The sequence below is a fragment of the Nocardia sp. NBC_01377 genome, from assembly GCF_045040005.1.
In the GTDB taxonomy this organism is placed as follows: domain Bacteria; phylum Actinomycetota; class Actinomycetes; order Mycobacteriales; family Mycobacteriaceae; genus Nocardia; species Nocardia noduli.
This window is the reverse complement of the sequence record NZ_CP109566.1, coordinates 7,189,537-7,212,028: the sequence shown is the minus strand read 5'-3', so window position 1 is coordinate 7,212,028 and position 22,492 is coordinate 7,189,537. Positions and strand designations below refer to the sequence as shown.

The 22,492-nt window shown below is 67.3% G+C and carries 21 protein-coding genes; 11 read left to right on the top strand and 10 right to left on the bottom strand.

Features of this window, described 5'->3' with window-relative positions:
• The first annotated feature begins 37 nt into the window (after positions 1–37).
• On the top strand, positions 38–310 hold the full coding sequence (locus OG225_RS33290; RefSeq protein WP_405178787.1) for a type II toxin-antitoxin system Phd/YefM family antitoxin: 273 nt from the start codon (positions 38–40) through the stop codon (positions 308–310).
• Complete coding sequence (locus OG225_RS33285) at positions 307–555, top strand: type II toxin-antitoxin system RelE/ParE family toxin (protein ID WP_405178786.1); 249 nt, start codon at positions 307–309, stop codon at positions 553–555. The genes OG225_RS33290 and OG225_RS33285 overlap by 4 nt, the downstream gene beginning before the upstream one ends.
• Position 556: 1 nt before the next feature.
• Here OG225_RS33285 and OG225_RS33280 read toward each other — a convergent pair whose 3' ends face one another.
• The 4 genes from OG225_RS33280 to OG225_RS33265 are packed head-to-tail and all read right to left on the bottom strand — an operon-like array spanning position 557 to position 6,076.
• Complete coding sequence (locus tag OG225_RS33280; RefSeq protein WP_405183451.1) at positions 557–1,798, bottom strand: CHAT domain-containing protein; 1,242 nt, start codon at positions 1,796–1,798, stop codon at positions 557–559.
• 29 nt (positions 1,799–1,827) lie between these two features.
• Positions 1,828–3,489, bottom strand: coding sequence for a tetratricopeptide repeat protein (locus OG225_RS33275; protein ID WP_405178785.1), 1,662 nt, complete (start codon positions 3,487–3,489; stop codon positions 1,828–1,830).
• The gene (locus OG225_RS33270; RefSeq protein ID WP_405178784.1) at positions 3,489–4,544 is read right to left on the bottom strand and encodes a hypothetical protein; all 1,056 of its coding nucleotides are present in this window, start codon (positions 4,542–4,544) and stop codon (positions 3,489–3,491) included. The genes OG225_RS33275 and OG225_RS33270 overlap by 1 nt, the downstream gene beginning before the upstream one ends.
• Positions 4,544–6,076: a hypothetical protein gene (locus OG225_RS33265; RefSeq protein WP_405183450.1), complete on the bottom strand. Its 1,533-nt coding sequence runs from the start codon at positions 6,074–6,076 to the stop codon at positions 4,544–4,546. Before OG225_RS33265 ends, OG225_RS33270 begins: the two co-directional genes overlap by 1 nt.
• Before the next feature lie 150 nt (positions 6,077–6,226).
• Here OG225_RS33265 and OG225_RS33260 point away from each other — a divergent pair, with 150 nt between their 5' ends.
• The 3 genes from OG225_RS33260 to OG225_RS33250 all read left to right on the top strand — a co-directional run bounded on the left by OG225_RS33260 (position 6,227) and on the right by OG225_RS33250 (position 9,948).
• Positions 6,227–6,766 carry a lipoprotein LpqH gene (locus OG225_RS33260; protein ID WP_405178783.1) on the top strand — a complete coding sequence of 180 codons (540 nt, stop codon included), beginning with the start codon at positions 6,227–6,229 and terminating at the stop codon, positions 6,764–6,766.
• Between the two features lie 104 nt (positions 6,767–6,870).
• Positions 6,871–7,665, top strand: a complete 795-nt coding sequence (locus OG225_RS33255) for a hypothetical protein (protein WP_405178782.1) — start codon at positions 6,871–6,873, stop codon at positions 7,663–7,665.
• Positions 7,666–7,872: 207 nt separating this feature from the next.
• Positions 7,873–9,948, top strand: a complete 2,076-nt coding sequence (locus OG225_RS33250; protein ID WP_405178781.1) for a PhoX family protein — start codon at positions 7,873–7,875, stop codon at positions 9,946–9,948.
• Positions 9,949–9,999: 51 nt separating this feature from the next.
• Here the strand turns inward: OG225_RS33250 and OG225_RS33245 are convergent, their stop codons facing one another.
• Both OG225_RS33245 and OG225_RS33240 read right to left on the bottom strand, forming a co-directional pair.
• Positions 10,000–10,743 carry a glycoside hydrolase family 25 protein gene (locus OG225_RS33245; RefSeq protein WP_405178780.1) on the bottom strand — a complete coding sequence of 248 codons (744 nt, stop codon included), beginning with the start codon at positions 10,741–10,743 and terminating at the stop codon, positions 10,000–10,002.
• 79 nt (positions 10,744–10,822) lie between these two features.
• Positions 10,823–12,160, bottom strand: a complete 1,338-nt coding sequence (locus OG225_RS33240; RefSeq protein WP_405178779.1) for an amylo-alpha-1,6-glucosidase — start codon at positions 12,158–12,160, stop codon at positions 10,823–10,825.
• A 164-nt stretch (positions 12,161–12,324) separates the two neighbouring features.
• Between OG225_RS33240 and OG225_RS33235 the strand changes: the two genes are divergently transcribed.
• The 3 genes from OG225_RS33235 (at position 12,325) to OG225_RS33225 (ending at position 15,060) form a co-directional block, all read left to right on the top strand.
• Positions 12,325–13,017 carry an SDR family oxidoreductase gene (locus OG225_RS33235; RefSeq protein WP_216917646.1) on the top strand — a complete coding sequence of 231 codons (693 nt, stop codon included), beginning with the start codon at positions 12,325–12,327 and terminating at the stop codon, positions 13,015–13,017.
• Between the two features lie 186 nt (positions 13,018–13,203).
• Positions 13,204–14,007 (top strand): polysaccharide deacetylase family protein, encoded by an 804-nt coding sequence (locus OG225_RS33230; protein ID WP_405178778.1) that lies wholly within the window; start codon positions 13,204–13,206, stop codon positions 14,005–14,007.
• A 483-nt stretch (positions 14,008–14,490) separates the two neighbouring features.
• Positions 14,491–15,060 (top strand): hypothetical protein, encoded by a 570-nt coding sequence (locus tag OG225_RS33225; RefSeq protein WP_405178777.1) that lies wholly within the window; start codon positions 14,491–14,493, stop codon positions 15,058–15,060.
• Between the two features lie 151 nt (positions 15,061–15,211).
• Here the strand turns inward: OG225_RS33225 and OG225_RS33220 are convergent, their stop codons facing one another.
• Complete coding sequence (locus OG225_RS33220; protein WP_405178776.1) at positions 15,212–15,664, bottom strand: hypothetical protein; 453 nt, start codon at positions 15,662–15,664, stop codon at positions 15,212–15,214.
• A gap of 71 nt (positions 15,665–15,735) precedes the next feature.
• Here OG225_RS33220 and OG225_RS33215 point away from each other — a divergent pair, with 71 nt between their 5' ends.
• Positions 15,736–15,864 carry a hypothetical protein gene (locus OG225_RS33215; RefSeq protein ID WP_405178775.1) on the top strand — a complete coding sequence of 43 codons (129 nt, stop codon included), beginning with the start codon at positions 15,736–15,738 and terminating at the stop codon, positions 15,862–15,864.
• Between the two features lie 52 nt (positions 15,865–15,916).
• Here the strand turns inward: OG225_RS33215 and leuS are convergent, their stop codons facing one another.
• On the bottom strand, positions 15,917–18,763 hold the full coding sequence (leuS, locus tag OG225_RS33210; RefSeq protein WP_405178774.1) for a leucine--tRNA ligase: 2,847 nt from the start codon (positions 18,761–18,763) through the stop codon (positions 15,917–15,919).
• Between the two features lie 155 nt (positions 18,764–18,918).
• Here leuS and OG225_RS33205 point away from each other — a divergent pair, with 155 nt between their 5' ends.
• Together OG225_RS33205 and OG225_RS33200 are read left to right on the top strand one after the other, a co-directional pair.
• Entirely contained in the window at positions 18,919–19,326 is a 408-nt protein-coding gene (locus tag OG225_RS33205; RefSeq protein ID WP_216917650.1) for an SdpI family protein, read from the top strand.
• A gap of 682 nt (positions 19,327–20,008) precedes the next feature.
• Positions 20,009–20,335 (top strand): hypothetical protein, encoded by a 327-nt coding sequence (locus tag OG225_RS33200; protein ID WP_405178773.1) that lies wholly within the window; start codon positions 20,009–20,011, stop codon positions 20,333–20,335.
• Positions 20,336–20,400: 65 nt separating this feature from the next.
• Here OG225_RS33200 and OG225_RS33195 read toward each other — a convergent pair whose 3' ends face one another.
• Both OG225_RS33195 and OG225_RS33190 read right to left on the bottom strand, forming a co-directional pair.
• Entirely contained in the window at positions 20,401–21,435 is a 1,035-nt protein-coding gene (locus OG225_RS33195; protein WP_405178772.1) for an aminotransferase class I/II-fold pyridoxal phosphate-dependent enzyme, read from the bottom strand.
• A gap of 9 nt (positions 21,436–21,444) precedes the next feature.
• Complete coding sequence (locus tag OG225_RS33190) at positions 21,445–22,491, bottom strand: 3-oxoacyl-ACP synthase III family protein (RefSeq protein ID WP_109523082.1); 1,047 nt, start codon at positions 22,489–22,491, stop codon at positions 21,445–21,447.
• Position 22,492: the final 1 nt, after the last annotated feature.

Sequence of the window (22,492 nt, the reverse complement as noted above, 5' to 3'; positions counted from 1 at the left end):
GCGTCATCCCGCGCACCGAATGGCTAATATGTTGAACATGAGTACACACAGCCTGCGAGATCTTCGAGGGCAGCTCGGTGCCATCGTGCGTGGGGTGGCCGCCAGTGGTGAGGAGGCGATCATCACCGACAGCGGCAGTGAGGTGGCTGTCATCATCTCGATGGCGGATTACGAGCGACTGCACGAACACGCCGACCTCCTCGATGCGCTGCGATTGCGGCGGATGCGCGAAGACGGCTACGAGGTGATGTCGATGTCGGAGATGCTCGATGCGCTGGGTGTCGACCCCGCCTCGGTCCTGGCTTCGTGAAAGCTCGATTTCACTCCGATGTTCTGAAGCAACTCCAGAACCTGCCTCGAGAGGTGTTCGAGAGCGCGCTGCACGCGATTATCGAGTTGATCGAGAACCCGCGCCCGCGCGGCGCGAAGAAGCTGGTAGGGCGGACGGATTGGCGTATTCGTCTCGGACAGTACCGAATCGTGTACGAAATCGATGATGATGAGCAGGTGGTCACGATCATGACCGTGGCCAAGAGATCAGACGCCTATCGCTGAACTACGGGGTCGGGTCTGTGCTGACGGTGGCGAAGGCGGACCAGAGGATGGGGGAGTACTCGATCGCGCCCTTGTCGCGCCAGTGCGCGGATCGGGCGCGTTGCCAGTCGGCGAGGGCGGTGATCGGGGTGGGGAGTTCGTGGGCGGCGTCGATCGCGCAGATGGTGTCCTGGAGGGGGCGGGAATCGGGGGGCGCGCCCGCGATGCGCTGGAAGGCGAGGTCGGTCGGTAGCGGCCAGCGGCTCGCGGTGACGAGTTCGGCGCCGCCGTTGATCATGGCCGCGGTGAGGCCGAGTGCCTCGGAGAAACGGAGATCGCCGCCGCTCTCGCAGGCGATGAGTGCGACCCGGCTCGGCATCGGCCAGAGTTCGCTGCCCGCGCGCGGTGGCACGCCGAGGGTGTGGGTGCCCAACAGCAGGTCCTTGGCCGACAGTGGTCGGTGGGTTCGGGTGGGTTCGGCGAAACCGACGGTGTCGGCGGTGCACGCCAGGTGGAGTTCGGCGTTCTCGCTGCGCCCGGATTCGGGGGCGGCGGCGGTGACGTGGCCGACGTAGATCAGCCGCGCCGCCCCTTGGCGCAGGGTTTCGCCGAGCCACTCGCGGTCCACATCGGTGCGGCGGAAGATCTCCGAGGGCACCGTGACCGGTGGGACTATCCTGCCGCGTGCGGCGTACTCGGCGACACGTTCGGTCAGCGGGGTCGATTCGCTCATACGGCCGAGCACCGAGCCGAGTGCGGAATCGGCGCGGAATCCCGGAATGCGCGGATCGAGCACGGCCACGACGGGCAGATCGCGGTCGTGTTCCCACGACCGGGCGAGACGACCGGGCGCGTGCACGATGCCCGCGGGCGCGAGCAGGCTGATATCGGCGATATCGATCAGGCGCAGGGTCGGCGCGGGAGCGATGATCTCCCACGGCACCTGGGCCACCCGGGGCGACGGTTGCAATCGGATATGCGGACGCACGCCGTCGTGGTGCAGCACCGCGAGCTGTTCGGCGAGCCCCGACGGCAACAGGGCCCGGGAGAGCCGCTGGGCCAGTGTGTATTCGGCGTCCAGTGTGGCGAACGCGCCTCGGGTGAGGGCGTATTCGAGTCCGCCCGGATCGTTCGGATTCGGCAGTGCGGCGGCGAGCAGTCGCACTGCCTCGTCGATCGGCGCGGCGGGCAGCATGCTCGCGCCTCGCGGCGCGATACCGCCGACCCACCGCCACGACATGTACAGATCGCCCGCATCGGCCATCCGCACCAGAACGGTCGGCTGCGCGGTGTTCACGCGGTGACCACCCGTTCGTCGCGGACGCTGAGTCCGTACCGCCGCTCGGCCGCCGCGACGTACGCCGCGAGCGCGATATGCCCGTCCGGTCCGACGGAAACGCGCGGGGGTGGTGCGACCGGAAGTCCCGCGCTCGCGGCGACTTCGGCCAACGCGGCCCCGAGCTGAAGCGCGCTCTTCCCGGCTCGGCGATCGGCGGTGAACGGTGTGGTACCGGCCATCAGGGTCGGCGTCTCGGTGCCGTATTCGAGATCCTGGCCGACGACCTGGCTCGATGGTGCCGGGTCGTTTCCCGCCTCGCTGGTTTCGCTGACATCGTTGTGCTCGCCGAGGAGAGCGGTCGGCGGATCGAACAGTTCGAAAGGGAGTTGTGCGGGCTCGGGTACCCCCGACGCCGTGATATTCAGTGCCGTACCGGCGCAATGGGCTTCGATCAGATCGGTGAGCAGCGGTCCGTCGCCGGACAGGTAGGCGAAGCGGAACGCCATGCGCATGGCCGGGTCGGCGATCTGACGATTCCACTGTTCGCGCTGGTTACCGTTGCCGAACGTGTGGCGGACGGCGTCGATGGCGACGGCCGAGGTCACCGCGAGATTCGTGGCCGCGGTGAGGATTTCGGGTTCCGGGTCATCCATGGTGTCGAGAACGGCCTCGAGCAGTGTCGCGTGCCAGAAGTCGATCTGGGCGCAATGCAGGCCGAGGTCGCGTTCGGCGTAGGCGTGAAAGGCGGCGGCGATCAGTTGTTGCCCGTCCCGCGTGTGCCCGGTCTGGAACGCGACGGTCGCCAGCCGCACCTGCACGTCGGCGGCGTCGAGTACCGCGCCCGAGGCGTGGAAATACTCGTAACCGCGCAGGTAGCGGTCGTGGGCGCGGTCGAGATCGCCGCGGTTCTCGGCGAGGAATCCCATCGTCTTGAGCCCGATCCCGGCGCGGTGACCGAGTCCGGCGCGTTCGAAATACTCCTGGCTCGCCAGCAGCAGCGGCTCGGCTTCGTCGAGCCGATTCAGCCGCAGCAGCATGGTCGCGGTGTTCTGCTGGGTCTCGGCGACGCCGTTGCGGTCCTGCGCCGATTCGAACGCGGCGAGCGCCTGCGCGGCGAAATCGACGGCGAGCTCACGGTGACCGGTCTCGAAATACGCGCCCGCCAAGTTCATCAGCGGATGTCCCGCCAATTGCGGAGCGAAACGTACTGCGGCGTCGAGAGACTCGGTGGCGATCTCGATGGTGTCGTGCCACCTTCCGCGATGGAAGGCCACCGCGCACAGTGACAGCAGACAGGCCACACGAAGTGTGCCGAACTCGTCGTTGCCGGCCAGCAGGGCACGAGCCTGTTCCAACGCGGACTGGGCACCGTCCAATTCGCCGACATGCTGGAGCGCTTGGGAATAGTTGACCAGCGCCGACGCGCGTTTCTCGATCGCGTCCGCCGGAATCTCCGACAGCGCTTCGTGATACCAGCCGATGGCGGTCGCGTGGTCGCCGAGTTCGTCGGCCATACTTGCGGCGTTGATCAGCGCGCTCGCCCGCAACCCGCCCGTTGTGGTGCGGGCGGCCCGTTCGAAGATCCGCAATGCCTCGGCGACGTCGCCGCGCTGATAGGCGGCCGCGCCCTCGAAGAGCACTTCGCGACCGTCGTCGTGGGGTGGATCCTGGCTCATCAGAAATCGGAATCGCTTGCCGCGGCCGCGATCTCGGCCAGTAATGGCGCGTCGAAGGCGGCGTTGTCCGCGTCGGCCGCTCGGGCGAGTCTGGCGGTCGCCAGATCCCGTACGCGCCGCCGGATCTCCGTCTCGTCGGGCGCGGCGAATCCGGGCGGGCCGAAACCCGCGACGGAGATGCCGACGTCGGTGACCGGATCCGCGACGGTCGGCGAAGGTCCCACCGGGCCTCGCCCGACCCAGGTGTCGCCCACCAGCGACAATGCGATCTCGGCGAGTATCGCGTCGGCGTCGCCCGCCGTGCCGACGATCGCCCGTGGCCGCAGATGGTCCGGTACGCCGGGAACGAGGTCGGGTGCGGCGACCGCGCGCACCAGCACCCGCGTTGTTCCCGAATCCCGTGTCACCTCCCAGGACACGGCGCGTTCGGAGGCGTCGACCAGGCCGGGCGGGCAGCCCCGCCAGTCCCAGCCGCCGACACCGCGCGTCAGTGTGAGGCCGCCGTCCTCGCCGTCACCACCGGCGGCCAGCGCGTAATCATCCTGGCGCGCAGGGGCATCGGCGGTCCGTCCCGCGACGTCGGGCACCTCGGCGTCCGCGCCGTCGACGAGTGCGTCACAGGCCTCGGTCAGGGTCGCGATCTCTTCCTCCAGTAGCCGACGGTCCAGTGCGGCGATGCCGTCGATGGTCGACGCGGGCCACCAGCGGATCGCCCAGTGCGCGTACGCGAGCCGCCACGCCTTCGCCACCAGATCCGGCCGGGCGGGCAGCGCGGGCAGTTCGACCGCGCGTCGATCGGCTGCGCGTCGATCGGCGGCGGCCAGCGCGACCGCTTCGCCGTAGACGGCCCACAGCCATTCCTGCGCGTCGTCGGGATGGTCGATGACCGCCGCCGGTGTCGGTTGTCCGGCCAGTAGACTCCAGGTGAGGTGCCCGCCCACGACTTCGAGAGCGAGAGTGTCGGGATCCGGGGTTCCGTCGAGCACTGTGGGCGCGTCGGCGGGCGCGATGACCTGGAGTCCGTCATCGGTGCGGCGGATGCGCACGTCCGTCATCAGCTCGCCCTCGATTCGGTCTCGTCGGGATCCATAGCCAGGGTGAGGGCGCTGAGCGCGTTCTTCACCCTGGTCCGATGATCGAGGATCACCGATCGGGCCACGCCGTCGAGCAGATCCCACAGTTCGTCCGGCTCGAACACGCCCGCCTCGCGGACATCGCGACCGTGCAGACGGACCCACAGTCTGCGCAGGTACGGACGCCACGGCGTGCGCAGTTCGGCCGCGATCACGGCGAGGGGGTTGTCCGAGGCGAGCGTCGCCGTGGTGTCGAGCGTGAGTCTGCGTGCCTGTAACACATACGCCTCGCGTTGCCAGCGACTGTTTATGGCGCGCTGCGCGGCCGTCTCGTTGTGCTCGGAGCCGAAACCACCACCGCTGGAGCGACTTCCGTGCATGGTGCGGTCCTGTGGAGACTCGCGTCCCGCCGACTCGGCGTCCGGTGGGCTGCTGCCGGGGAGCGCGCCGGGTCCCGATGGCACGACCGCTTCGGTGCGCGACCGACGCGCTATCCGCCCCGAGGGATGGTCGGCGATATCGGAGACCACCGCCACCCGCCTCGGTCCCAGTGGCTGCGCGCTGTCGATCGGCGCGAGTCCTGTCGCCAGTACCCCCCCGGCGGCGGCTGTCACCCGAAGCGATTCGTCCAGCAGTGCCCACGGTGCGCAGCTGCGGGCGATCTCGTTGGTGACCAGTTCGGGAATGGGTGGTAGTTCGGCTCTTTCGCTGGATGCCTGGAGCACGGTGAACACCCGCTCGTAAACGGTCCGATCGAAGGGCAGGGCGAGTTTCGAGGTCGACGCGGACGCGCCGAGCGCGGGCCGAGGTGGCAGCGGGTGTTCGGTGAGGCCGAATTCCCGCGCGCTCGATCCGGATTCGCGCTGCCACAGGGACAACCCGGAATGGGTGCCCGCGTGCGCGTCGACGAGCCGGTCGAGCGACCGCTGCCCCGCGTCGCCGTCACCCTCCCAGCGTGCCTGGGCCGCGGCGTCGAGCAATTCGGAGAGTTCGGCGTCGTGGTCGGCCGGTGACGCGGTCGCCGGTCGGCGCCGCCACGCGAGTTCGATGAGTCCCACCAGTTCACGGGCTTTCGATTCCTCGGTGACGTGCTGTTTCAGCGCCTGGGTTGTCCGCCCCGCCGAGAATTCGTGGATATCGCGCAGCGTCTCCTCGGCGGCGGCGCGATCCCGCGCGGCGTCCGGCATCGCCTTCGTGGTCGCGAGTTCGAAACAGCGTTGGAAGTACAGATCCTGGGGATGGCCCTCGGTGATGCGCAGGGTCCGGCGCACCTGTTTGAGCAGCGTGAACCAGGCCGCTGTCGCCCGCAGGACATCCGCGCTCGCGTGAATCCTGGTGGCGAGCAGCGTCGCACCGTCCTCGCTGAGGATCGGTCCGGCGCAGTCGGGATTCTGCACGGGCCGGATCACGAGTGGATCCAGCACGAGTTTCACCGTGCGGCGCAGCGGCCCGCCGGAGGGACCGCTGAGCGGTTCGACGCCGTCGAGCCTGCGCCATACCTCGTCGAGCACCATGGCGCGCGGTCGTCGCATTCGACCAGGTTAACGGAGTTTCGGCGAATGCGGACCGCCCAAACCTGGGATCGGTAGGGCGCGCGGCCTTCATACCTTTTTGTCAACGGCGCCACCGAGGAGCCGAAGAAACAGACAGAGAAGGACAAAGAAATGAACACCAAGATCCGCTTCGCCGCCACCGCGATCGCCGCCTCCGCCACCCTGGCCCTGTTCGTCACCGGATGCAGCGACGACGCCTCCACCTCCACCCCGACCTCGAAGGCCCAGACCGCCACCTCGGCGGCCCCGGTCGCACCGGCGGGCGGCAAGTCGGCCGCGACGGTCGACGGCAAGGCGCTCGAGGCCAAGTTCGACACCACCTGCGCCAAGCAGGGCAGCACCCTGGCGCTGGCCCTCACCGATACCAACAGCTCGACCTACGGTCAGCTCAGCGTCAGTGCCAGCATCGAGGGTGACACGGTGCAGGCGGTCGGTATCGCGGGCAGCAAGGGCGGCTCCAACGGCCTGCCCTACGCGGTCGGCTACGGCAACGGCCAGCCGGGCGGTTCGGCCAAGCTGGTCAAGGATGGCAACACCTACAAGGTCACCGGCGAGGGCGTCGGCGTCCCGGATCTCACCAACCCGCTGGCCGGCCCCACCACCTCGAAATTCGAGATCACCTTCGCGTGCACGACCATCGTCGGCGCCTGATCCCCACCACGCCTCGAACTCCGCGCTCCCGCTGTGCATCGCGGGAGCGCGGATTCGAGTGCGATCCCGACCCATCCGAAATCCGACGCAGTAAAGGAAAACTCATGAAGAACAAGGCCCGCGCCCTGGCTCTCGCCCTCGGCGTTCTCGCGATCGGCTACTACCTCTGGCACGGAATCACCTTCGACAGCGACGATCCCTACGTACTCGCCTGGGTGGGTTGGCAGATGTCGCTGCCGATCATCGCCCTGACCATCGTCCCGGTCGTCTTCGCCTTCACCGCCGACGGCATCCTGCCCGCGCTGACCGGCCTCAACAGTTCCGAATTCCAGGGCGGACAGATGGGCCTGGGCACCGTGCGGTCGTTCCGCCACACCGGCGTGACCCTCAACGACCAGCCGCAGGTGCGCATCGAGTTCAGCGTCGAGGGCGTGGACGGCAAGGTCTTCCCGTCCACGGCGCGGATGATCGTGCCGCTGACCGAACTCGCGCTGCTTCGCCCCGGCGTGGTGCTGCCGGTGCGGTACCTGCCGGGCCGCACCGACAAGGTCGAGGTCGACATGTCGGGTAACGGCGCCGAGGCGCAGCGCGCGATGAACGCCTCGATGATGCGGAAGGGTTTCACGACCGAGGCCAAACTCGATATCGCCGAACGCGGTATCCGGGCGCAGGCTGTGGTGCAGTCGCTCTCGGTGCCCGGCGAGATCCGCGACGGACATTCCAAGATCGAGCTCGCGCTGCGCGTCACCCGGCCCGACGGTTCCACCTTCGGCACCCGCGTGGAGAAGTTCCTGCCGCCGACCGCCGTCGGATACGTCCAGGTCGGGCGGATCGTGCAGGTGTCCTACCTGCCCGAGAACGAGCTGGAGGTCGTGCTGACGCTGCCGGTCAATGCCTGATCCCCACCGCCCCGGGTCCGATGTCCACCACGACAGATCTCCGCCGATCCCGGCGTTCGCGACACACGCGGACGCCGGGATTTTCGCGTCGGCACCCTCTCGGCTAACTGAGGGTTACCTAATTGGTCAGGCGTTCACCTTTCGGTTTCCTCCGGATAGTCTGAGGCGTTTAGCGTGCGGCGCGTCGGATCAATCCAGGGAGTCATCGTGATCTCGAAACCCCTCGCCCTCTTCGTGAAGCATGACGGCCAGTCCGCGCGTGCGTCCGTGACGTGCGAATACAAATGCGCCAACGCCTGTTTCCACGAGGCGCCCAACACCTCGGCGGGGGCGTACTTCGGCGATATCGTCAGCTCCTTGAACCGGCGCGGCCTGATCAAGGGCGGTGCCGCCGCGGTCCTCGCGGTCGGGGCGGGCAGCGCGCTCGCCGCCTGTGGTGACGACGACGCCTCGGCGAATTCGGTCACCCCCACCTACACTCCCGCGGGATCCGCCGGTACCGGCACGAGTTTCACCGCTGTCGCGCCCAACAAGGAAGACGCGCTGGTGATCCCTGACGGCTATCAGCAGTCCGTCGTGATCCGCTGGGGTGATCCCCTTTTCGTCGACGCGCCCGCTTTCGATTTCGACAAGCAGACCCCGGCGGCCCAGGCCAAGCAGTTCGGCTACAACAACGATTTCGCGGCGCTGCTGCCGATCGAGGGCCAGCCGAATTCCTATCTGCTTGTGGTCAATCACGAATACACCACCGGTCCGCAGATGTTCCGCGGTTACAACAAGGACGCCCCGACCGACGAGCAGATCGCGATCACCAAAGCCGCGCACGGGCTCACCGTCGTCGAGGTGAAGGGTGAATCCGCCACCGGCAAACTGACGCCGGTCTTCGGCAAATACAACCGCCGGATCACCGCCGACACCGAATTCACGCTGACCGGCCCCGCCGCGGGCACCATCTTCACCAAGACCTCCGCCGACCCGAGCGGCACCAAGGTGCTCGGCACCTTCGCCAACTGCGCGGGTGGCGTCACCCCGTGGGGCACGGTGCTTTCCGGCGAGGAGAATTTCCACGGATACTTCGCCAACGGCGACAAGATCAGCGATCCGCTCGACAAGCCGCGCGCCAAGCGGTACGGATACCCGAAGGGCGCCACCACGCCGAACCAGTGGGAGCGCACCGACAAGCGTTTCGACCTGGCGCAGGAACCCAACGAAGGCAACCGATTCGGATATGTCATCGAGGTCGACCCGTGGGATCCCGCCTCGACGCCGGTGAAACATTCGGCGATGGGCAGGCTCAAGCACGAGGGCGCCAATATCTACGTGACCAAGGCGGGCGATGTCGTCTCCTACACCGGTGACGACGAACGCTTCGACTACATGTACAAATTCGTCTCCTCCCGCAAGATCCAGTCGGGCAGCGGAGCGGCCAGCACGCGGCACAACATGACGATCCTCGACGCGGGCACCCTCTATGTCGCCAAACTGAGCGGCGATCACCCGGACAAGGTCGACGGCTCCGGCACGGTGCCCTCGGACAAGGGTTTCACCGGAAAGGGTCAGTGGATTCCGCTGCTGGAGACCGGAACCGACGGTAAGGGCAAGTCGCTGGTCGATGGCCTGTCCGCCGCCGAGGTCGCGGTGTTCACCCGGCTCGCCGCCGACAAGGTCGGCGCGACCAAGATGGACCGCCCCGAGGATTTCGAAGCCAATCCCTACACCGGCAAGGTGTACGTCGCCCTGACCAACAACGACAATCGCGGCAAGGACGGCACCGTCGCGGGCCCCGACGAGGCCAATCCCCGCAAACTGAACAAGAACGGTCAGGTCCTCGAAATCGACGACGACCACACCGGAACCGAATTCACCTGGTCGCTGCTGCTGGTCTGCGGCGACCCGGCCGCCGCCGACACCTATTTCGCCGGATTCGACAAGACCAAGGTCAGCCCGATCTCCTGCCCGGACAATCTGGCCTTCGACGCCTACGGCAATCTGTGGATCTCCACCGACGGCAACGCCCTCAAAACCAATGACGGCCTGTTCTCGGTGGTCCTGGACGGACCTAATCGCGGTGAGACCAAACAGTTCCTGACGGTCCCGAAGGGTGCGGAGACCTGCGGCCCGATCGTCACCGAATCCCGGGTGATCGTCTGCGTGCAGCACCCGGGCGAAGCCGACGACGCCACCCCGGAGAACCCGCTGTCGCACTGGCCCGACGGCGGCACCGCCCAGCCGCGTCCCGCGGTCGCGGTGGTGTGGAAGAACAACGGCCGCATCGGCGTGTAACTGTTCGCGAGGCCGCTGCCCCGACGCATTCGGGTAGCGGCCCCGGTGGGATCAGCCGCTGCCGGTCAGACCGCCCATATGCGCGAAGCGGGCGAAATCGCCTTGGGCGCCGCTGTATACGTTGATGTCGGTGCGGCCCGAGATGCCGGGGATGCTGCCGCTGTCGGTGGTCTGCCAGAACGTCCAAGCGGGCCAGCCGCCGGGGACCTCGGGCTGGTCGTTGCCCCGGTAGTCGGCGATCCAGAGCGGGTAGGCGGTGAACACGTTCGTATTCGCCATCGCCGACTTCCAGAAATTCGGATACGTGTAGATGATCGGCATGCGGCCGGTCAGCGTGCGCACCGTGTTCAGGTAGCGGTGGGTCCAGTCGATGAGACCGGCCGGGTCGAGGCCGCCGGAATGTTCCATGTCGAGGACCGGCGGCAGGTCGAGCGGACCGTTCTGGCCGAGCACCACCGCCGCGTACAGCGCCGCCTGCGGTTCGGGCGGCAGGCCGGGCTGGGCGTAGTGGTAGGTCCCGCGAGCGACGCCCGCGGCGCGCATCAGCAGACTGTCGGGCACGAAATAGGGGTTCACGTAGCTGAGCCCCTCGGTCGCCTTCACCATGGCGAACTGATGCCCGGACCGCCGCACGGCGAACCAGTCGATCATCCTGCCGTCGATGTGTTGCCACGACGACACATCGGGACCGGTCGGCGTCGCCTGCGCGGTCTGCGTGGTCGCTGTAAGGATGCTGCCCAGTGCGATGCCGGACAATGCGATCACGCGAATCGATCTCCAACGAGTTCTGTGCATGACGTTCGACGATAGCCAATAGCTTTGACTGTCACCAGTGGGGTGGGTGATGTATTCGCCGACTGTTCGCCAGGGTCGATTATCCGAGCCAGTCCAGCACCGACGCCGCGGTCCACGACTGCTGCATGCTGCCGAGCGGTTCGCCGGTGAACGGTTCGTAGTACTCGGCGAAACTGCCGTCGCTGGCCTGGCGCAATCCCTCGGCGCGCAAGGTGTAGGAGCGCTCGGCCCAGCCGCGGCGGGCGAAAACCCACGAGAACAGCCAGCTCATGACCGGCCAGACCGGACCGCGCCAGTACTCGCGGGACCGGAAGTCCTTGGACACCGGGGAAGTCGACGGCGGCAGGTGGTAGCGCAGATCGGGATGACCGCAGTAGCGCGGCCCCTCGAACAGGCGCAGCAGGCTGCGCTCGGTATCGCGTGGCAGGCCGCCGCACAGCAGCGGGGCGAAGACGGACAGGGTTTCGGTATTGATCCACCGTTGCAGCCGGACATCGAAATCACGTGCCGCGCCGGTCCTGGCGTCGGCGGTGGCGACGACACCCGCGCGGAAGCGATCGGCCCAGGCGTAGAGGTCGCGCACGTCGGCGTTGGGCTGTTTGTACTCCTCGCCGATATTGGCGAGCACCTCGCAGGCCAGCGCGAAGATCGCGGTGACGAAAACGTCCTCCACGGCGAAACTCATACTCGACGCGAGCAGGTAGTCGTCGTATCCGGCGCGGCGCATCTGCTCGACCAGCCACAGGTAGCGGTCGTACTCGCGATCACTCGGGCGCTGCGTGGGATCGGAGACGATCACGGTGTCCTCGCGCCGGTACGGCGGCAGCGCGCCCGGGACCACATTCTCGTAGGCCCGGTCCCAGCGCGGTGAGTTGTCCATGCCGGATTCCCAGCCGTGGTACAGCGTGATGCGCCCGTTCTCCTTCGGATCGCGGGCGTGCGCGAGCCAGCGGTGCCAGCGCACCAGATCCGGCCACCGTCGATTGAGGAATTCCTCCGCGACCGCCCTGGTACTGCGGCCGTGCCTGCGCGAATGGTCCAGGATGCGCTGCACCGCGATGGCGTGCACGGGCGGCTGGGTGATGCCGGAGGTGTCGGGACCGTCCGGCGCGTTGGCGGCGAGTTTCCTGCACTCCCAGCGCGCGGGGCCGGGGAAGTATCCGTCGACGCCGTTGGCGAAGACGATGTGCGGGATCATCCCGTTCTTCCACTGCGCGGACAGCAGCGTGTCCAGTTCCATCACCGCGCGTTCGACGCTCAGCGGTGCCAGCCCGACCGACACGAATGCCGCGTCCCAGCTCCACATGTGCGGATAGAGCCGGGGCGCGGCACTGGTCATGGTGCCCAGATCATTTCCCCGCAGCAGATAGGCGGCGCGGGCCGCGAGCTGTGTTGGGGTGAACCCCGGATGTGCCATCCACCTATTCTCCGACGGCACCCGGGAATATGCCTGCTCAGTGGTGTGTTTCCGGACACCGCGTCGTCGCCGGCCGATTCACTCCTGTCCATCCTGCCGTCGACCGGCAGATGTACGGCGACACGCGGCGGCGGCCTTCGCGCGCTGCCACTACGGTGGGGCGCATGACCGCCGTGACCAGCCTGCCGAAGCCGACCGCCTTGATCACCGGTGCCAGCCGGGGATTGGGCGCCGCCATCGCCCGTGAACTGGCGCCGACACACGAATTACTGCTCGGTGCCCGATCCGGTGATTCGTTGCGCGGAATACTCGAGGATCTGCCGGAGGCGACCGGCTGGCCCGTCTCGCTCACCGACTACGACGCCGTCGCCGAGGCCGTCGCCCCGATCACACGGCTGGACGTGCTTGTGCACAACGCGGGTATCGCCGATCTCGGCACCATCGCCGAATCCTCGGTCGAGCAGTGGCGTAACACGTTGGAGGCCAACCTCATCGCGGTCGTCGAGTTGACGCGGCTGCTGCTGCCCGCCCTGCGCGTCGCGAGCGGTCACGTGGTGCTGGTCAATTCGGGCGCGGGCCTGCGCGCCCATCCGGGCTGGGCGTCCTACGCCGCGAGCAAATTCGGATTGCGCGCCTTCGGGGACGCGCTGCGCCAGGAGGAACCGCGGCTGCGGGTCACCTCGATCCACCCGGGGCGTATCGATACCGATATGCAGCGCGCGATCGTCGCGGGTGAGGGGCGCGAGTACAAGCCGGAGGAATTTCTCACCCCGGAGACCGTCGCGAGCGCGGTGCGCAATGCCGTCGAGACGCCGCGCGACGGTCATCCCACCGAGATCGTGCTGCGCCCGTACTGATCGGGGCTCTCGTGACATACCTCCCGACCGCTTGGACTCTTTAGTCCTAATTGTCTCGGTTTGCTTACAGCTGCGTGGTGTTCACCCGGCGGACAGATCGGGTGGATACAGTCCGGGCTGTTCGCCCCGGCCAGGGTCCGCCGACGGGTGCGTGCACCAGTCCGAGCAGACCCGAAGGTATGGATCATGGAACGTCGTCGTTTGTTGTCGATGCTCGCCGCCGGTACCGCCATGGCGTTGACCGGTTGTGCCGTGGCCGAAGGCGACCCGATCAACAGCGGATCGGCCGACGGCATGCCCGTCCTACCGCCCGCCACACCGGTGCCGCGCCCGCAGCTGCCGCCCCCGCCCGGTGGTCCCAAGACGCCCATCGCCGCGCAGACCATCACCGCGCTGCCCGGCCGTGGCTCCAGCATGGCGCTGACCGTCGACGACGGCGCGAGCCCCGAGGTGGTCGGCGCCTACATCCGCTTCGCCAAGGACACCGGCGCCCGCTTCACCTTCTTCGTCACCGCGTACTACGACTCGTGGACGATCCACCGCGACGAACTGCGCCCCCTGGTGGATTCGGGCCAGATCCAGCTGGCCAACCACACCTGGGACCACGCCGACCTCACCGCCATCTCCGCGAGCGCCGTCTCCTCACAGCTCTCGCGCGCGAAAACCTACTTGCACAACACCTTCGGCGTGGACGGCACCCCGTACTACCGCCCGCCCTTCGGTAGGCACAACGCCACCGTCGACCGGGTCGCCGCCGACCTCGGCTACACCGTCCCGGTGATGTGGTACGGCTCCCTCTCCGATTCCGGCGTGATCACCGAGGAATACCTCATCGAATGCGCCCACAAATACTTCAACCCGCAGACCATCGTCATCGGCCACGCCAACGCCCCCGCCGTCACCCACTGCTACGGCCAACTCGTCGACATCATCCGGGAACGCAACCTGTCCATGGTCACCCTCGACGACGTCCTCCTACCCCCGACGTGACCGCTCATAGCTTATATATGCGGTAAATATCAAACAACTGAAATCGAATTTCGCGGTATAGAGTTGTAGGACACTCGTCGCCCACCTGCGGAGCGGTCATGGACGTGCGACAGCACATAGTGAGGTTGTTACGGCGCGCCGGTGTCCGTGTATCCGGGGGCAACAACGAAGAGTTGGTGATCTTCGGGCCGCAGGGGCCGGTGACGCTGGAAGTGAAAGTGTCGCAGCGGCGACTGACCGTCAGCAGACTGGGGATTTCGGAACCCGCCGCGCCACGGACGTTGTACGTGGCGCCGAGTGCCGCGGCAGGTGTCGAAAAGGCCGCTCGGACGGGCGCTATCGACCTGCTCACCAGTGACCCCCCCGCTGGTGATCCTCGACGGAGAGGTTCTGCTCGGACCCGCGGATGCCGGACGAAGTCTCGGCCGGACCGCATGGGGTCGATGGGCAGTGCAGCGGATATTGGCGGTTGCACGTGATCCGATGACCCAGTCGGAGTTGGCGACGATCGTCGGGATCAGCCAGCAGGCGGTGTCGAACGCTCTGAGGCGGATTCCGGAGGCGGTACACGGTGTCGACGGGTGGTCGGCCCCGACCGATCTCCTGGATACATGGTTGCGCGCGTATCCGGGTCCGGGCGGTGCGGTCGCCGCGTGGTACGGGCTCGACGACCCGGCGAGTCAGGCCGAGGCCGCCCTCGGTTTGCTATCGGAACTCGCTCTGCCGTCGGCACTTTCGGGAGATCTTGCCGCCGATATGCTGTCACCCTGGCGAATCCCGTCCACGGTGCGGTTGTACGTCCCGGAGCATGTCGACTTCACGCCGATCGGTATGAGTCCCGCCGAGGAGTCGGACGCGACGATGGTCATCGTGGTTCCCGAGGATCCGACGGTCTTCCACGCCGCGTCACGTCGCGGTCCGCGTGCGGGAAAACTGCTTGCCGATCCGGCGATCGTGCTGTGGGATCTGCTCAACACCAGCACCGGGCCTGCCGTGGAGGAGGCTGCGGCGACATTGCGTTCGGCAATAGGCGAGGGGGCGGTGCATGTCTGACACGAAAAGGTTCGCGGTACAGATACTTTCGACATCGAATGCGTCCGACCTGGGATTTCGGGCTCTCGCGGATCTCGCGCGCGCCGCCGAGGGAATCGATGCCGACAGCGAGGATGGTGGATACCGGGTCATCGGCGGACACATGGTGCAATTACTGATCCACGCGTATCCGACGCCGACGCTGCGGATCCGGGGTACTGCCGATGCCGACGCCGGCGTGAGCCTGCCGATAGCGGCGGGCAAGTATCTCCACCACCGACTGGAGACTCTCGGATACGAGACGGTGAAAGGGAACCGGTACGGCAAGGATGCCGATTTCGGCCGGTTGGCAGTCGATCTGTTGGTCCCGTTCGGACGTGTCGGGGTGCCCAATGATGTCGGCGGTCGCGGATTCGACAGCGCGCCCGGACTCAGTATGGCGATCAGCGCGAAACCTGTCGCGATCGATGTACAGGTGACACTTCGCGATGGGAACCGGATCGAATTCACCGTGCTGACACCCGATGTCGAGGCCGCCGTGGTGCTGAAAGCTCTCGCGTGGAGCCATCGCTACGCGGACAAGGACATCGCCGACCTGAATTCGCTGTTCGAGATCGTAAATCACCACCGCACCGCGATCGGAGCCTGGAAACTCGACCGGGAGGGTCTCACCGCACCGCACCGCACCGTGATGCGGTGGTGGCGCTCGACCGGCTGGTGTCGGCAATCGAGCGACGCCGAGTCGATCAGGGGCTGTTCGGTTCGAGCCCGGCTCGTTTCACCGCGCTGGTTCGCCGCTACACCCGTTCGATGGACCGGGTGTAGCGGCTTTCGAGCTGATGCAGCCGGAGTGGGAGTGATTCTCCGGCGGACGGGATCAGGCGACGATGTTGATCAGGCGGCCGGGGACGACGATCAGTTTGCGTGGTGTGGCGCCGTTCAGGATGGCGGCGATCTTCTCCTCCGCCAGGGCGGCGGCTTCGATGGTGGCGGTGTCGGCGTCGGCGGGGACACGGATTCGGCCGCGCACCTTGCCGTTGACCTGGATCGGGTATTCCACCGATTCGTCCACCAGCAGGGCCGGGTCGGCGACCGGGAAGGGGCCGTGGGCCAGGGATTCGGGGTGGCCGAGGCGCTCCCACAGCTCCTCGGCGATATGCGGTGAGAGCGGGGCGAGCATCAGGACCAGGGATTCCACGACCAGACGCGGTGCGCCGCCGGGATAGGTCTTGGTGAGGTGGTTGGTGAGCTCGATGAGTTTCGCGCCCGCGGTGTTGTCGCGCAGCGCGGCCAGATCCTCGTCCACGCCCGCGATGGTCTTGTGCAGCAGACGCTGGGTCTCGTCGGAGGCGACGTCTTCGGTGACGCGCACCGCGCCGGTCTCCTCGTCGACGACCAGGCGCCAGATGCGCTGAAGGAAGCGGTGCGCGCCGACGACATCCTTGGTCGCCCACGGCCGCGAGGTGTCGAGCGGACCCATCGACATCTCGTAGAAGCGGAAGGTGTCGGCGCCGTAGAGATCGCACATCTCGTCGGGCGAGATGGCGTTCTTGAGCGATTTGCCGATCTTGCCGTACTCCTGGAAGACCCGGATCTCGGTGCCGGTCGCGTCGGTCCAGTAGAACGTGCCGTCACGTTCGACGACCTCGGCGGCGGGCACGTACGCGCCGCGCTCGTCGGTGTAGGCGTGGGCCTGGATGTAGCCCTGGTTGAACAGTCGCCGGTACGGTTCGCACCCGCTGACCTCGCCCAGGTCGAACAGCACCTTCTGCCAGAACCGCGCGTACAGCAGATGCAGCACCGCGTGCTCGACGCCGCCGACGTAGAGGTCGACGCCGCCGGGATCGGTGGGACCGTGTTCGGCCGTGCGCGGGCCGAGCCAGTACGTCTCGTTCTCCTTCGCGCAGAACTCGTCGGTATTGGTCGGATCCGCGTAACGCAGCTGGTACCAGGAACTTCCGGCCCAGTTCGGCATGACGTTGGTATCGCGCCGGTACTTCTTCGGCCCGTCGCCCAGGTCGAGTTCGACACTGACCCAGTCGGTGGCCTTGGCCAGCGGCGGCGAGGGTTCGGAATCCGCGTCGTTCGGGTCGAAGGTCACCGGCGCGAAATCGTCCAGCTCCGGAAGCAGTACCGGCAGCATGGATTCCGGCAGCGCGTGCGGTGCGCCGTCCTCGTCGTAGACGATCGGGAAGGGTTCACCCCAGTAGCGCTGACGGGCGAACAGCCAGTCGCGCAGTTTGTACTGGATGGTGCCCTTGCCGTGGCCGTCCTGTTCGAGCCTGGCGGTGATGGTCGCCTTGGCTTCCTCGACCGAGAGTCCGTCCAGGTAATCGGAATCGACCAGTGCGCCGTCGCCGTTGTACGCGGCTTCGGTGATGTCGCCGCCGGAGATGACCTGCCGGATGGGCAATCCCAGCGCGCTGGCGAAATCCCAGTCGCGCTGATCGTGACCGGGCACCGCCATGATCGCGCCGGTGCCGTAACCGCTGAGCACGTAATCGGCGATGAACACCGGGACCGCCGCGCCGCTCGCCGGGTTGACGGCGTGAACACCGAGGAAGACGCCGGTCTTCTCCTTGTTCTCCTGGCGTTCCAGATCGGTTTTCGCCGCGATCGACGCCCGGTAGGCGGCGACGGCTTCGACGGGGGTGGCCGCGCCGTCGTTGGTCCAGCGCGGATCGGTGCCTTCCGGCCATGCCGACGCGGTCAGTTCGTCGACCAGATCGTGTTCGGGTGCGAGCACCACGTAGGTCGCGCCGAACAGGGTGTCGGGGCGGGTGGTGAAGACCTCGATCCGCGCACCGTCGACGTCGAATTCCACCTGCGCGCCGCGCGAACGCCCGATCCAGTTGCGCTGCATGGACTTCACGTTGTCCGGCCAGTTCAGCAGTTCGAGATCGTCGACCAGGCGGTCGGAGTAGGCGGTGATGCGCATCATCCACTGCCACAGCCGCTTACGGAAGACCGGGAAGTTGCCGCGTTCGCTGCGCCCGTCGGCGGTGACCTCTTCGTTCGACAGCACGGTGCCCAGACCCGGACACCAGTTGACCACCGAATCGGTCTGGTACACCAGACGATAGGAGTCGATCACGGCCCGACGCTCGGACGGCTGCAACGTCGCCCAGTCCCGGTCCTCGGGCGCGGGCCTGGCGCCGGAGGCGAACTGATCCTCCAGTTCCGCGATCGGACGGGCCCGTCCCAGTTCCAGGTCGTACCACGCGTTGTAGATGCGCAGGAAGATCCACTGCGTCCAGCGGTAGTACTCCGGATCGGTGGTCGCGAAGGACCGGCGGCGGTCGTGGCCGAGTCCGAGCCGGTCCAGCTGACGCTGCATGGTGGCGATATTGGCTTCGGTGGTGTCACGCGGATGCGCGCCGGTCTGCACCGCGTACTGCTCGGCGGGCAGCCCGAAGGCGTCGTAGCCGAGCGCGTGCAGCACATTGCGGCCGTTCATCCGGTGGTACCGGGCGAAGACGTCGGTGGCGATATATCCGAGCGGATGTCCGACGTGCAGGCCCGCGCCCGACGGGTACGGGAACATGTCCTGCACGAACAGCTTGTCCGGCGGGGTGTCACCGGCCAGCGGACCGGTCGGGTTGGGCGCGTGGAAGGTGCCGCGCTCCTCCCATAGCCGCTGCCACCGGCTCTCGAGGCGGCCCGCGAGGTCGGCGTTGTACCTGTGCTCGGGTACATCGCTTTCGGTTGCACGAGTGTCCTGCACGGTCCTGCCTTCTTGTTCTCGCGAATTTCCGGACAAAGTATCCGGGACATTTTTCCTGGGACGAACTACGTGATACAGGGTAGAACGTCCGGGTCGTCGGACCGAAAACCGGAGCGCCCCGCGATCCGCGCGCGTCGGTGCGATACCCTGCCTGGGTGTTCGTCGTCGCTCTCGCCCTGTTCGTACTGGCCTTGGTCGCCATCGCGACCGGTGTGCTCGGACTGACCGGCAAACTTCCGCGCAACAGGTTCGTCGGAGTTCACACCGAGGACGCGCTGTCCACCGAGGAGACCTTCCGCATCGCGAACCACGTCGCGGCGCCGACCTCGGTCGCGGCGGGCCTGCTGCTCTTCGCGGGCGGTCTGATCGCCTCCGCCGCGAGCTGGGGCATCGCCCTCGGTGTCGCCGCCGCCACCATGGTCGTCGCGCTGTTCACCCTCGGCGCGGGCGTCAACGCGGCGGGCCGCGCCATCGCCGGGCTCGTACCCGTGCGCGAGGAGGGCGGCTGCGGCCAGTCCTGCGGTGCGTGCTCGTTGCGCGACACCTGCGCTCCCGCGAACTGAATCGCTCCCACCGAATCCCCCGCTCCCGACCGGAGCTTCTCCGAACGATCGATCCTCCCGTCCCGTAATTGTGCTGGCGGCCGGTCGGCGATCGGACGTACCCTTGTGACACGGCTTCTCGGGGGAGGGCTGTCGGGGGGAGATTCTCATGGGGGTACGTATCGTATCCGTGTCGTTGTTCGTGTTCGGTCTTCTGGTGCTCTGGCCGAATCTCTGGCTGGGCCTCGGCCTCATCGTGGTGTCCGTGATGCTCGGCTACATGGTCTTCTCGGACCGCCGGGAACGGGATTCGCGACGTGAACGCGACCGCTGGGCCGCCGCGAGCCATCGGTCGCGCACCCGGTACAGCGGCGCTTCCGGCTGTGGAGGTGGAAGCGGCGGCGGTGGCGGATATTACGGCGGGGGCGACAGCGGTAGTAGCAGTAGCAGCAGCAGTAGTTGCGGTGGCGGCGGCTGCGGAGGCGGAGGAGGCTGCGGTGGTGGAGGCGGTGGCGGGGGTGGCTGAATCGGCCGATCCTCGGACCGACCCATCGATTCCGTTGCGTAGTGTGCCTCGGACGCGATATCCGGGGTGCGGCGGCTCGAGCGGTCGCTACGGGAGATGTCGCGGCCGCGGCCGAACACCACTCGGTGACGAAATCCGCGCGGACCGAGATCCGCGTGAGCGAACGGGGAGGAACCGATGATCGCATTCGGAGTGGCGGCGATATTGTTCGTCGGCCTGCTGGTGGTCTGGTCGAACACCTGGCTCGGTATCGGGCTGATCGTCCTGGCGATCGGCATCGTTTACGTGGCCTCGGTCCGCGAGAACCGGAATCCACGGCGCAATCGCAGGCGCTGGGCCGCCGCGAGCGGTGGCGCCGAGGCCGGGAGCTGGGACAGCGGCAGCAGCTGTGGCGGCGGCACTAGCTGTAGCGGCGGGAGCAGCAGCGGGAGCAGTTGTAGCGGCGGTAGCAGTTGTGGCGGCGGCAGTAGCTGTGGCGGTGGTGGATGTGGCGGCGGTAGCTGACCTCGGCAGAGGTAAACCCGTAGGCCCCACCCGGTGTGGCGGTGGAGAACCACCGCCACATTCGCTCACCTCAGCGTCGCCAACGCGGAGAGCACCGCCAGATCCGCCGTGGGATCACCGACGGCGACGCGCGCACTGCCGTCCGGATAGCATTTCGCGCTGATCCCGGCCCGGCGCAGCGCGGTGGCCACACCGGGGCCCGGCAGGTACAGGAAATTCGCGTGGCTGCGCGGCACGTCGATACCGCAGGACCGCAACGAGTTCCGTAGGTTCTCGCGCGCGGTGGTGATGCGATGGATCCGCAGCCGCAGCTCCGGCGCCGCCGCATAGGACGCCGCGACGGCGGCAGTCGCGCACGCGCTCATCCCGAACGGCAGTTGCAGCCTGCGCACCCGCCCGATCAGCTCGCGTCCGCCGTACACGTACCCGATCCGCATTCCCGCCAGCCCGTAGGCCTTCGAGAAGGTACGCAGGATCAACAGGTTCGGGTGTCTGCGCAACAGCGCCGCGTTGTCGAGCCGGTCGGCCTCGGCGAGGAATTCGACATAGGCCTCGTCCAGGACCACGGGCACCCGGCTCGGCACCGAGGCGAGGAAGGTTTTCAGCTCCCCCGCCGGGATCACCGTGCCGGTCGGATTGTGCGGGCGGCAGACGACGATCAGCGAGGTCCGCTTCTCGATCGCCCGCCGCATCGCCCGCAGATCCTGTTCGCCGGTCCGGTCCAGCGGCACCGGGACCAGATTCAGCCCGGCCATATCGGCCATGATCGGATATCCGTCGAAGGTCGGCGAACCGACGACGAGTTCCGATCCGGGTGTGGTCAGCGACTGGATGATCTGCAAGGCCACCCCGGTGGCGCCCGACCCGACGACCACCTGATCCGGATCGACGCCGAGGTGACGCGCGATCAGCGTCGGTAGCCGCTGCGGATAGAACTCCGGATACCGATTCGACCGCGCCAGTTCCAGATTCACCGCGTGCAGCACCGATGGCAGCGGCGGGAACGGATTCTCGCTCAGGCTCAGGTCGAATTCCGCTGACGCGCGCTTGGCGGGGTGCCGCCGTGACGAGGGGGCCTCATCGATCAGGCGCATACTCATCGTCGCACCTCATCCATTGGCCGCACCCCAACGCACCGCCGCCGCCGCCGCGAAATCGCCCGCGTGCGCGAAGGCCGACAACAGCACCACCGATCCGTTGCGCAGCCCGCCCGCCCTGTTCGTGACATCGAGGGTGACGGGAATGCCCGCGGCGAAAAGGTTTCCGCAGGTGTCGAAGGTGTCGGGATGACGTTCGGCGGGCAGTTCGAGCGCGTCGTGCCAGTTGCGCAGGAACAGCCGGTTGGGCTGGTTGGTGACGAAGGTATCGATATCGCGGCCCTTCACCCCGATCCGATCGCACACCGCGAGCGCCACCTCCGGGACCAGCCGGTTGCCGCGCGCGAACACCTTGGTGACCTTGGATTCGGTGAAGCTGACGCAGCCCTGTCCTTCGCCGGGCTCCCAGTATTTGCGGTCGCTGTTGGTCGAGAAATCCATATCGCCCGCGAATTCGGGATAGGTGCGGGATTCGATATCGAGAATGGGCGCGCTGTCGTCCTTGACGAGCAGTCCGACCCCGCACCCGTCGCCCGGCACCGGGGCCTGGGCGAGTTTGCGTATATCGCTCTGCGTGAACACCGGTCCCGCGCAGTTCTGGGTCGCCACGATCAGCGCGGTGCGCGCGTCGGTGGTCTGCAACACCATGCGCGCGATCGACATCATGTGTACGAAGGCCGCGCACCCGCCGTTGTGCACGTCGTAGACGAAACTCGGTCGGGCACCGAGCCGCCGGGCGATCTCCGGCCCGGCGCCGAGTACCGGATTGTCCGGCAGCTGGGTGTGGGTGATCAGCACATCGATATTCGACGCGAAATCGGACCCGTGCCGGTCGATCAGCGGTGCTACGGCGCGTTCGGCCATATCCACCGCGGTCTCGTCGCGCGCCACGTGGTGGCGTCCCGACGGCGATCGGAACATGACGTTCTTCGCCATCCGGTCCGAACGCGAGAACTGGGTGAAGTATTCGGTGCCGACCGGTTCGCCGGGCAGATAGCTCGACACGTCGACGAGACTGACGGTGGGCAGCCCGAAGGTGTCGGGATTGCGGGGATCCATG